Raw genomic sequence first — 12,216 nt, 5'->3', positions numbered from 1 at the left:
AATTATTTTAATGAATTAATTAAGTAGAATATATATTCGGACTTATGAAGTGAAAATAGCTTTCTTTTTCATCCTCAGTAATGTAAAAATCTCTTACATTTTGAAATTGATCCAAAATAGGGACTTACAGGTTCAATTTTTTGAGCTCATAAAGTTCCGGAGATAAGAATTTAATGCAGTTGAAAATTATTCTAAAATTCATTAATAATTTAAAGTTTATACAAATGTTGTAAAAATAATTTATTTATGTTGATGAAAATTTGTTAATTTAGAGCTTCATTAAATCTAAATATTATGAAAAATTTACAAAAAATCCAAAGACAGGAAATGAAATCAATTAAAGGAGGTATCAACTGCCCTGGTGGTCAAATATGTTTGATCGGCGGAAAGTGGCAATGTATGCCATACGATGGATGTGGCGGTGGAAACCAGCCTTAACTTGTAAACACAGCCCAACTTGACTATGAAAAATTGTAAAAAAATTTCAAGAGATCAGCTGAAGAGCATCCATGGAGGAGCGGTAAGCTGTTCGGAACTATGCTGCCCACCTCCGGGAATAAAAAGATGCCCTTGGGTTTATTGTGTAGCACCCTGTGAAATATTGAGCTAGTAGTTTAGCTTGTGTATCAAAGTAAATAAAGCCTTAAATTCATTGATTTAAGGCTTTTTGTAATGAAAGAGAAGATATTGCTTGTTTTCTTTATGCTATCTTAACTCTATTTTATTTCCTTTATTTGCAATTTATTTCAGACCAATTACCTCTCAAAATGCCATTGTTTATGGAAGACAACCTGAACTGTATTTATAAAGTCATCAATTTCATTGAAAGAAATTATGATCAGCAGATTTCTGTAAAAGATTTGGAAGAAGTTTCGAATTACTCTTACAGAAATATTCAGCGTATCTTTAAATACAGCTGTGGGGAAACAATAGGTGCTTTTCAGCAAAGACTGAAGGTGGAGAATGCTTATAAACGAATACTCTATACTCAGGAAAGCCTTACGTCTATTGGGGTGGAAGTAGGGTTTTCTTCTATAGCTTCTTTTTCAAAAGCTTTTAAGCAGCATTTTGGGATATCTCCTAAAGAAGCGAAACTAAGTAAGCAACAGTTACTTTGTGAACCGGATCTGATTCCGATAACCTCTGATATCTTGTTGGAACCCGAAATTGTATACCTTAAACCGGTACAGGTGTATTATCAGAGTATTCAAACCTATTACAATAATGAAGAAATTGAATGGCTTTGGGACAATTTTATGCATAATGAATTTCCCAATTCCAATCCAGAATATTTTGGAGTCATAGCAGATGAACCTTTAATTAAGACTGAAATAAACTGCCGGTATGATGCCTGTTCAACCATTCAGGCTCAGAATAAAAAATTGCCCTCCAAGCCTATATTGGGAGGTAAATATGCACGTTTTATTCATTCCGGAACCTATGAAACAATAGATGATACTTATACCAAAATTTATTCCCGATGGATTTTTAATTCCGGACTTGAGTTTTCACATAGTCCTATCATAGAAAAATATGAAAGGTACTCAGAGGATATTGAGGATCAGGAGGAACAATTGACTTATATTTTACTGCCATTGAAATAGATTGTCAATTTTGGACAACTTTGACGCTATGTATCGATCTAATTTTACCTTATCAAAAAATATATCACCTATGCAAAAAAAGAAAATCATGTTCTTATTGTTACCTGTTATCATGTTTTCCTGTTCTCAGGATGAGATAACAGCTCCTTCCACTTCAGGTACGCCTGACCCAGCTTCTGTTGTTTACAAAATGCCTGAGGAATCAGCCCCACACGAAGGAACCTGGCTTCAGTGGCCTCACAAATATCAATATGGTATTGCCTATCAGAACCGGTTGGATCCTACCTGGGTGGCAATGGCTAAAGCGCTTGTAGAAAGTGAAAAAGTGCATATTGTTGTTTATGACGCTACGGAAAAAAATCGAATTATGGGGTTGTTAAGCAATGCCGGAGTATCACTCACCAATATCGATTTTAAACTACATCCAACCAATGATGTCTGGGTAAGAGATAATGGGCCTATCTATGTGAAGGATAAAAATGGCAAGCTGTTTATTCAGGACTGGGGATTTAACGGATGGGGAAATAAAGCCCAGTATGGTAACTGTAATACCATTCCTTCCAAAATTGCAGCCGATAGTGGAGTCCCAAAAATAGATCTTAATTCTGTAATGATCAATGAAGGAGGAAGTGTTGAAATTGATGGAAATGGGGTGTTAATGGCTTGTAAAAGCTCTATCCTTAATGAGAACAGAAATCCTGGAATGACCCAGCAGCAGGCAGAAGCTATTTTTACTAAAAATTTAGGAATTACAAAATTTATCTGGCTGGACGGAAAAGCCAATCTTGATATCACAGATATGCATATTGACGGATTTGCCAGATTTGCGAATTCTACTACTATTATCACCATGGATACGAATGATCTGGATTACTGGCAGGTTCCAAGCAGTGATATGGGTAAGCTTTACGGTGCAACACAAAAAAATGGTTCTCCTTACCAGTTTGTGAAAGTTCCTTTAACAAAGTATGATGTGATAACCACCTATGGAAAAAATGTAGGTAAAGCATCTTATATTAATTATTATATTGCGAATAACCGTGTTTTGGTGCCTAATTATAATGATCCTAATGATAGCGTTGCTAACCGCATTATACAACAATTATATCCCGATAAAAAAGTGATTGGAATTGACTGTCGTAACCTGTTTGCCAATGGTGGAATGGTGCATTGTGTAACGCAACAGCAACCAAAATAAATTACTTTATAATAAAAACAAAAAAACCTACTGGTATTTAGTAGGTTTTTTTGTTGTTTCAGCGGAAAGTGAATTTTAATATGATTACTTTTTTTACTGTTTTCTATGCTTAAAATAAACAAAAAATAAATTTTCATTATTCTAATTCAATAGGATTGTGCCCTTTTTTCTCTGCTTCACTTATTTTGGGTCTTGTGTGATCCTGTGAAAATACAGTTCCCATGCTTTCTAACTCTCGTTTGGCATTTGCTCTAAAATTTGTTCTGGCTTCCGATAATTCTTTTTGTGTGACCAATTTAGCTCCCTGGTATCGTGCTTTATTTATTGTAATGGTCTTACCTCTTAGTTTAGAGCTGGATACTGCTTTTACTAATTCATAATCATAATCACCTGTTTTATCAGTTATTTTTACAATTAATCCTGGAAGGCCACTGAACTTGTATGGGCCATAAGGAAAAGGAATTTCAGTTGAGTACCAGGCGATCCAGTCTCTACCTTTATAATTTACTTCTGCCTTTTTACAGTTAATAGAGTTAATTATTTTTGTTTCATTAATTAGCTTCCAGTTATGAATTATGGGGTTGTTGTAGTATAGTAGAGTCATTCCTATTGATTCATAAAATTGCGAATTTTCATTTGTTTGGATAATTAAAAAGTTAGATCTCGAAGTAGGAATACTACTTAAATCAATAACATTACTTTTTTTATTATATTCTGCTGAAAAAGCGGAGTCAAATTTTAATTTATTTTCACTACTGAAAAAAGAACGTTTATCGGCTATTTGTAATGAATATAGCTCTTTTATAATATAATCTGGGTTTAGATTATTAGGCTTGTACTGAAGTAAGTAGGAGAATTCGCCTCTTAAAGAATCGCTTACAGCTGTTTGAGAGAACGAAATTGAGAAAATGAATAAAAATATAATAGTTAAAGTTTGTTTTTTTATAAAATTCATAATTTTTCATTTACAAGAAACGTTCAAAAAATCTTTGTATGTACTTCTTTTTAATTGTAATGAAACAAATTATTTTCAAAAGCAATACAAATTATTTTTGAACGATTTCTTTTTTAGATTAATCTAATTAATCAGGTTTTTATTCTTTATATTCAGTTTAGTGAAACAATTAAGGCGTGTATGGGCTGTCATACATACAGTAATTGGTTTGAATACTGGACCCCCAGCTATTCCATTGATTCTCCGACCAGTCTTGGCAAGTATATGCAGATGTACAAGTCACCTTTACTGTTCTACAGTCACTAAACCATGCTGCCTTAGCTTTTGCATTTGTTTTACTTTTATTCTTTGAAAGGACGGCTTTTTTAGTCTGAGATTTTACTGTTTTCTCACTTTTCAGACTATTCGATTTTGTATTTATAATGTCAGAAGCTAAAGTGTTAGCAAATCCTAGTGTTGTACCAGTTAATAAAACTGCTACAAATAATAATTTTTTCATAGTTATTAAAAAATAAATTAATGGTATATGTTGTTATCGATAACGGGACAAATCTACTAATTTAGTAGACAAATAAAAAATGAAAATATCGAAAAAAAACTAATGTCATTTTTGTTAATTTAATATTTTAATACAATTACTTATTTAAAGTTTATTAATTATTAAAGTCTAAGATTTGAGTTTAATTATTTCACTTTTTATGGATTAATTGTTGAAATATTTTTTTTAAATAAATTAATGAAAACTTTGATTTTGGCTGGAATAGAAGCCTTATTTTGATGATTAAACCAGTTTTTTATAATTGGTTTAATTACCAGGATGAGCTAAAAGCCCTCTAGTTGTCTCGTTTTTGGTAAATTTTCTTGCTTTTTGAGATTGAACTTATATCTATTTGTCTGGAAAGTTTAAATATTTTGGATTTGTGATTTTCGAAAGTTATAGAAGTCTGTTTTATCCTTGAAAATTTATTAAATAGGGTACTTAGATAAGAAGTTACTATCATCAGTACAAACTTATTAAGTGTTTGAAGATGCTAACCGATAATTTTTTAAGAAGGAATAATAATGAATGTGGGATCAGAAAGTCTAATAAAAAAAACTACTGGTATTCAGTAGGTTTTTTTGTTTCTGCGGAGAGTGAGGGATTCGAACCTAATGTTTTAAGTGATTGAAAATCAAATGATTTAAAATTTACTTTTCAAAAGTGCCACGAATTTGCCACAACTCCAATATCTTATGGATCATGCTACAAAATCTTAACAACTCAACTAAAATATACTTTAGTTTCGTTAGCCAAATATAAGAATTATCTCATTTATTGAGTTAATTTTTGAATGAATCAATTTAGATGTAAGGTTTTTACTTATTCTTCTGCTGGATTTATATCTATTAAAGGGCTACTAAGTCCCAGTCCAAGAATTCACTGTAAATAAATACGTAAAGTATCTTCTTGGATGGAATGAAGCTCGGACAGTAGAGACGTTAAAGTTGGATAATTGTAATTCATGTATATTTGATCGGTGTTGCTTACAGAGGGCTTTTTCCATATGTTAAACTCACTGATTTCATTTTTTACAGCATAATTTTTCTTACTTATCAGATTATCATCTCTTATATTGGTTTTTTTGTTAAATTAGCCCATACAACTGGCTTTTGTGACGTTTGCGTCTAAATCGAAATTTTTATCTTAAATTTTTTGCCACTTCGCAAACTTCGAAAAGATGTTTGTAATATTAAAAAAATCACAATAAATGAAATTCATATATTTTTGCTCCTTGTTTATTATTTTATTGAGTTGTAATTCTTCTAATGAAGAAATTCATGCAGAGCTAGAAAAATTTGATAATTCTTTAGATTCTCTAATTTCAGTTAAAACATATAATGAACCAAATATTCTAATTTTCGAAGCAGATACTTTAAAAAATAATCCTAAAATAATTGAAGAAACTTGTTATCAAATCATTGAAAATGATTCTATAAAAATTGATGCGAATTGTCATATTTACGAATTTAAAAATAATGACTTAGTGCTTAATTCAAGTGAAAATGTTTTGGGAAGGAAATTTGTTATAAAGCATATATATTTTTCAAATAATATTGATAATAAATTAATTGAAAGATTAAGAAAAAGAGAAGCAAAATCAGATACAATTTATTCGGGCAATGTAAAAAAGTACGATCATCGTGGACGTCTTATAAAATTTGTAGAATCAGGAGTATGGGACGAAATTGAAAATGGAGTTAAAAAAAACAAGGAAATTAGACGTGTTGAAATATATAAATATAATAATGACCAGACAATAACGACTTGGAGAAAAGACTATTTCAATAAGCAATATAATATTGATAGCCTTAAGCAAACAAAAATTACGACTTTTACTAATTCTAAAGATAATACACTGTCTCAAGACCCTAAAGAATATTTATATAAAAGAGATAAATTCGGAAATTGGATTGAGAAAAGAAGAGATATAAAAGAAAATCCTGAGGTTTATTATAGAAAATATACTTATTAGAAGCATTACAAACAAAGAGCAAGAAAAGTAGGGCTCTTACCTACTTTTCTTGCTCTTTGCTCTGCGAATTGGGTTTTGAGTATCCTCTAGGGATACTCTCTGCGTTTAATGTGTGGTATTTACGGACATTTTTTTTCATTTATTTAACTGACAATCAATCCAATAATTCTGATCTCTAATTCGTTGCTTAGTTGGGTCGTAAATATCACCAACTTCTTTCCATATTGGAGTTTCATCTGATAAAGCATTGACTACCTGAATTGGAGTTCGGCTATATTTCAATATTTGGAAGATTCAATTTCGATGTGAAAATTTAATTATTCTTTGATTTATATCTATTAAGGGGTTATTAACTCCAAGTAAGTAAATATGTAAAGTATCCTTTTGAATGGTATGAAGATCAGACAACTGAGACTAGAAAGTTGGGTGGTTGGGTCTTAATAGGTTGCCTTTAGATTGAGTGTTTAAAATTTGTTCTCTGATGACGAATTCGCCGTTAGTAAACAGAGGAATCAGAAAAAGAGTTTGTACAACTAGGTTGATCACTACGAAGGGTAATTTCGAAAAGGAGTCATTTGAAATTTGATAATATTCCGCCTTACCTGTTTTATTCTCTTTATATAATAATTTCCAAATAAATTATCAAGTTGAGTTTTTTAATCTTAAATAAATTAATTATTGTAATTAGGAATTTTTTATATTTACGGTAAATGCATTGTAATGAAAAGGATTTTTTTATTAATTTTTTTATTTTTCTTTTTATGTTCGTGTAATAAAACACAAGAAACGGAGATTGATTCAATATTTAATTTTCCTCTGCGTAAAGAAATGGATTCACTACCAATAGGTAACCAGAAATACCAGATGGAAGTCATTAATAAATACTTGAAAATAGCGGAGAAAGGAAATTATAAAGATGGTAAAGCACATTGCTATATTGATATAGCTAATGTTAATATTAACCAGGGGAAATTTAATGAAGCTCTCATTGTTCTTAATAAGGCGGAAGCTTTTCTTAAGAATTCAGACAATATACCACTTAAAGCTTATATGTATAATGTTTATGCACTTCTTTGTTATAGGGTGAATCTCAATGATAAGAGTTTTGCACTCATGTATAATGATAAGGCATTGCATTACATGGAAGAAATTGCTACAGACAAGTATAATATATATCATTTGGATAACATATATCAGGTAAGGTCCGATTTTTTCTCTACCAATCAACATCAGGATTCAGCCATCTATTATCTAAATAAAGCCAGGAACAATCCTAGTTCACTTATTTATTATATAAGAACCACTACTTCCTTAGCAGAGTTGAAGATGTATCATTTCGAGCCTGGTTCTGCTACTATATATATTAATGAGGCTCTAGAAAAAATTAAAAAGATAAAAACAGAAACAAGGACGCATCTCTACACATACATGGTTGCGGGTTGTTATTATATGAAAGTTGGTAAATATCATGAAGCAGTTGAATTTTTACATAAAGCATTGGAAATTAATGATGAAATTCCTGATAACCACTATTCTCCTTTTTTATATGCTTATCTGCAAGAATTGTATCAGAAAATAGGGAATAAAGAAAAAGAGCTCTACTTTATGAGTTTAGCCTCAAAAGCAAAAGAAAAAATGTTCGAACAGCGGGACTTGGCTCTTAATCTGGTCAATAAAAAATTGATTTCAGATACCAAACAAAGTAAAGCAGCGAAAATCAGTATTATATGGCTATGTTTTGCTTTTTTTATTATGGTGGCTCTTGCTGTTAGTATGTACATATATATAAAAATAAAAAAGCTGAAAGCTGAAAAAAATATGCCGGAAGTTCAGCCTGAAATATTTCAAAGCCCATTAGGTGTCCAACAGACGAAAGAATTGATTGAACTTGCAAGAAATAATGATTCTTTCTTTCTTGCGAGGTTTAAAGAAGAATATCCAATATTTATATCGAAATTACTGAAGATAAATCCAAATTTGGAAAATTCAGAAATTATCTTTTGCGCAATGCTTAAATTAGGGTTTACATCTAAAGAACTGGCACAAAATCTTGTAATACAACATACTTCCGTACAGAAAAGGAAAAATAGGATAAGAAAAAGATTGAATATTCAAAGTGATATTGATATTTATGATTTTTTCGACCGCCTTGGATAAATAACTTAGTTTGGGATAAGGTTTGAAGCTGGGAAATAGAAGAAGGAAGCTATGAAGATAATCAATACTTATAACTAAAAGTGACTTCTCGCTTTGTATACTTTAACTCCTCAACCCGAACTTAGATTATTTCAGGCAAGTAAATTAGAAATACCTTCAATATTAATTTGTTCTGATTATCAAATTATTAAATGTTTGTATTACTCATGTCATATGAAATTATCCCTATGTGAAGCCCGTGTCATATGTAAGATTAACGTGTTGAAGTACATTTGTAATATGTTGATATTTGTATTTTTCTCTTGATAAATTGACATTTGCCTAATACAAATTTTCAATTAAAACTAAAATTATGAAGAAAAATATACTTTGGTGTGTTTTGATAACATCCTCAACAGTATTGCATGGGCAGATGGGCGTTAATACAATAATACCTAAGTCTACGTTCGATATAAGTGCTAAAAGAGATTTATCTGGAAATATAACGGATAATACACAATTAATAGGTTTGCAGGCTCCTCGTCTTACCAGGGCTGAACTAACATTAAATACCGCAGCTTACGGTTCAGATCAGCAAGGAGCTTTAGTATATATTACAGATATAACGGGTGGTGATACAAATGGGACGAGAACGAATATTACGGGTATCGGATATTTTTACTTTGACGGAAGCCTGTGGCAGAAAATCAATACATCATTGACCTCGAATGACTGGCATACTACAGGGAATTCAGGAACACAGGCAGGAACCAATTTTTTGGGGACTACCGATGCACAGGAATTAATGTTTAAAACAAACAATGTTCAGAGTGGATACATGGATTATTTGAATGCCAAGCAAAATACCGCTTTCGGATATAATGCACTGGCTGCAGGACCTAATTATAATATTGCAAATTCAGTTACGACAAACAACAAAAATACAGCGCTAGGTTACGAAGCATTGAACTCACTTGGCACTGTTTCCGGTTCGTTTCAGAGGGAAAACGTGGCCGTTGGTGCAGGTGCTATGAAAAATCTGGTGGGAGGTGCATGGAATACGGCTGTTGGAGTCAATGCAATGGGAAGTGCCACAGGTAACCCTAATACATTATCAACGATGAGGAACAATACGGCTTTAGGGATCAGCGCTCTGGCACAGCTAAATAACGGAGCCTTTAATATTGCTATCGGACCCAATACGATGTCTCAGGCTATGACTACCATGCCAACAGATGTATTATCGGGTAATATCGGCATGGGATTGGTAACATTGGACGTCTTACGCAGTGGAACCGACAATGTAGCATTAGGGACCTATGCAGCACAAGGCCTCAAAACCGGGAGTAATAATGTTTTCATAGGAACAATATCGGCGCGCAATGCTACAGGTGGAGACCAGAATATATTTATAGGGCACTATGCTTCCGGTTCAACCACTACTTCGAGTAATGAAATCAATATAGGGAATGTCATTACCGGAACCGGTGCCAACAATAATGCCACAGCAGCCATAACGAAAAAGATTGGAATCAATATGGGAGGGACTTTGCCCAACTCTACATTACAGGTTGGTGGTTCCGTATCATCACCAATAAAAGCTGTTACAGCAGATTATACCATAACAGACACTGACTATAAGATTCTGACACGGCATACAGGTGCTTCAACAAGCATAACCCTTACTTTACCCGATCCCACAACCTGCGCAGGAAGAATGTATTTGATCCAGAATATGAAAAATAATGGAGGAGTGAAACTTAACTACGATATTGAAATAGGGGGTGGCTATGTCTGGACGAACGGAACCGCCTCGTTAACCGCTCAAGGGGTAATAGCTGGGACCTACGTAACTGGGACTTCTATTATTTTACAAAGTGATGGTATCGGATGGATTGGTATTAGCCAATAGCAGGATAATAAATTACAACTTAATTCTCAAATTATGATAAAAAACATATTAGCTGTATTGTTCGTGGGTACTTCAATGGCCATGCCAGCTCAAGTAGGAATTAATACACCAACTCCTAAATCTACCCTTCATATAAATGGAGAGATGACACTCACCTCTGCTCTGAATGTAGGAGGAAATGCAACCACAGCAGGAAATCCTGGGAATAGCGGAATGATTTTACAATCTCAGGGAGCGGGATTACCACCCGTTTGGAATTCTGCTGCCACTATTTTTTCCCCTGCTACCTATTCCGTAACGCAAACTACCAATATGTATTTACCGCTAGGTCTTAATATGCCCTGGTTACAGGTTCCCAACTTATCCCAGGCGGTAACGATTCCTAAAGGGAAAAAAGGGCTTATCATTATCACCGGGCAGCAATGTTTTCAGCAAACCAAAAACGTACAATTTTTGACTGGGATATCGGTAGGCCTTTTTGATGGTGCTAATATGAATCCTATCATATCTTTTACCGGAGAGCTGGTATCAAAAATTCAAAGTGGATTAGTCAGCGAGTTTACACTGATTCCTGTATCCTATTCCGAATTTATTGATGCGACCACAGCAGATGTAACGAGAGTATACAACATAAAAGCAAGAGTAAATTATAGTCCAGGTAATGCAACTGATGATGTTCAGGTAACTAATAATCCTTTTTCTAGAGGAGATTATTCCCAAATGAGAATATCATTAATTATTTTCTGATGAATTTGTTAAAATTATAGAAAGGAGAATTACAATACTGTATTTTAACTGTAAATGTTTGAAATCATGAAGAATATTCTATCAATATGTATGTTAGTATCCATTTATATTGCCACTAAGGGGCAGATTGGAATTCATACACCAACACCTAAATCGTCCCTTCATATAAACGGTGATATGACACTCACTTCTACATTGAAGATAGGAGGGAATTCGGCAATGGCAGGAAACAGCGGAAACAGTGGAAATATACTGCAATCTCAAGGCGCAGGATTATCGCCTGTCTGGAAGGCTACAGAGGCTGTTATTACTCCAGTTACCTATTCGGTAACACAGACCGGTACCCAATTTTTGCCCTTGGGTTTTAATATGCCTTGGTTGGATATTCCGGGGTTGTCTCGGACGGTAACGATTCCTCAAGGAAAAAAAGCGCTTATCATTATCACCGGGCAGCAATGTTTTCGGCAAACTAAAAATATCCGAAAACTAACCGGAATATCTGTAGGACTTTTTAATGGGACTCCAAACCCTTTAGACCCCATTATATCATATACCGGACAACTTGTATCACAGATTGCTACCGGAACCCCACAAGAGTTTACTTTATTGCCCATTACATATTCTGAGATTATTGATGCTACTGCGGTAGAAGTAACAAGAGTGTACAATATAAAGGCCAGGGTAAATTATGCCTCCAGCGGAGCTGATGACACGCAGGATATTCAGGCAGTTAATGATCCTATGGGAGTGGGCGATTATTCCCAAATGAGAATATCACTAATGATTTTTTAACAGATTGTAAAAACCAATATCAGAAAAATATTAAAAATATTAAATTTTTTAAATCAGCGGTTTTCCAGACTACTTAAAGGTAAAGAAGGTAGCTGCTTTTTTAGTAACAGCCCTGAGCTTGGGCTAAGGAAGCTGAAACTATCTTCAGGAAACTACTTTTAGTATTGATATATCCACTGTAAAATTAAATTGCCCTAAAAAAGACAACCGCATATTATGAATGACCTATAACCTCCCTCTCTCTGCTTCAAACCCGCATCAGTCAGATATTCTTATTCTAAACTGAGATTAACAAAATACACAGGTTAATATCAATTCTATTACGATTGAATTACAGAAAAGATGGGTTTCCGGACGGC

The 12,216-nt window shown here is 33.3% G+C and carries 11 protein-coding genes; 9 read left to right on the top strand and 2 right to left on the bottom strand.

What is annotated here, in order from left to right; translation table 11 throughout:
- Positions 1-294 precede the first annotated feature (294 nt).
- The 4 genes from GTR01_RS15615 (at position 295) to GTR01_RS15605 (ending at position 2,802) form a co-directional block, all read left to right on the top strand.
- Positions 295-438, top strand: a complete 144-nt coding sequence (locus tag GTR01_RS15615) for a bacteriocin-like protein (protein ID WP_160138729.1) — start codon at positions 295-297, stop codon at positions 436-438.
- A 25-nt stretch (positions 439-463) separates the two neighbouring features.
- The gene (locus GTR01_RS24900; RefSeq protein WP_410492602.1) at positions 464-610 is read left to right on the top strand and encodes a bacteriocin-like protein; all 147 of its coding nucleotides are present in this window, start codon (positions 464-466) and stop codon (positions 608-610) included.
- 169 nt (positions 611-779) lie between these two features.
- Positions 780-1,604: a GyrI-like domain-containing protein gene (locus GTR01_RS15610; RefSeq protein ID WP_160138728.1), complete on the top strand. Its 825-nt coding sequence runs from the start codon at positions 780-782 to the stop codon at positions 1,602-1,604.
- A gap of 70 nt (positions 1,605-1,674) precedes the next feature.
- Positions 1,675-2,802 (top strand): agmatine/peptidylarginine deiminase, encoded by a 1,128-nt coding sequence (locus GTR01_RS15605; protein ID WP_160138727.1) that lies wholly within the window; start codon positions 1,675-1,677, stop codon positions 2,800-2,802.
- 136 nt (positions 2,803-2,938) lie between these two features.
- On the opposite strand, the gene GTR01_RS15600 is transcribed toward GTR01_RS15605, so the two are convergent.
- Positions 2,939-3,757: a GLPGLI family protein gene (locus GTR01_RS15600; protein ID WP_160138726.1), complete on the bottom strand. Its 819-nt coding sequence runs from the start codon at positions 3,755-3,757 to the stop codon at positions 2,939-2,941.
- A 169-nt stretch (positions 3,758-3,926) separates the two neighbouring features.
- Positions 3,927-4,256: a hypothetical protein gene (locus GTR01_RS15595; RefSeq protein WP_160138725.1), complete on the bottom strand. Its 330-nt coding sequence runs from the start codon at positions 4,254-4,256 to the stop codon at positions 3,927-3,929.
- Between the two features lie 1,249 nt (positions 4,257-5,505).
- Between GTR01_RS15595 and GTR01_RS15590 the strand changes: the two genes are divergently transcribed.
- From GTR01_RS15590 to GTR01_RS15570, 5 genes are all read left to right on the top strand, one after another.
- Entirely contained in the window at positions 5,506-6,270 is a 765-nt protein-coding gene (locus tag GTR01_RS15590) for a hypothetical protein (RefSeq protein ID WP_160138724.1), read from the top strand.
- Positions 6,271-6,990: 720 nt separating this feature from the next.
- Positions 6,991-8,427 (top strand): tetratricopeptide repeat protein, encoded by a 1,437-nt coding sequence (locus GTR01_RS15585; RefSeq protein WP_160138723.1) that lies wholly within the window; start codon positions 6,991-6,993, stop codon positions 8,425-8,427.
- Positions 8,428-8,779: 352 nt separating this feature from the next.
- The gene (locus GTR01_RS15580) at positions 8,780-10,318 is read left to right on the top strand and encodes a hypothetical protein (RefSeq protein ID WP_160138722.1); all 1,539 of its coding nucleotides are present in this window, start codon (positions 8,780-8,782) and stop codon (positions 10,316-10,318) included.
- Positions 10,319-10,351: 33 nt separating this feature from the next.
- Positions 10,352-11,065 (top strand): hypothetical protein, encoded by a 714-nt coding sequence (locus tag GTR01_RS15575; RefSeq protein WP_160138721.1) that lies wholly within the window; start codon positions 10,352-10,354, stop codon positions 11,063-11,065.
- 66 nt (positions 11,066-11,131) lie between these two features.
- Positions 11,132-11,857: a hypothetical protein gene (locus GTR01_RS15570; protein ID WP_160138720.1), complete on the top strand. Its 726-nt coding sequence runs from the start codon at positions 11,132-11,134 to the stop codon at positions 11,855-11,857.
- The last annotated feature ends 359 nt before the right edge of the window (positions 11,858-12,216 follow it).

The sequence above is a fragment of the Chryseobacterium sp. c4a genome (assembly GCF_009900745.1).
GTDB lineage: Bacteria > Bacteroidota > Bacteroidia > Flavobacteriales > Weeksellaceae > Chryseobacterium.
This window is presented reverse-complemented; position numbering and strand designations above follow the sequence as displayed.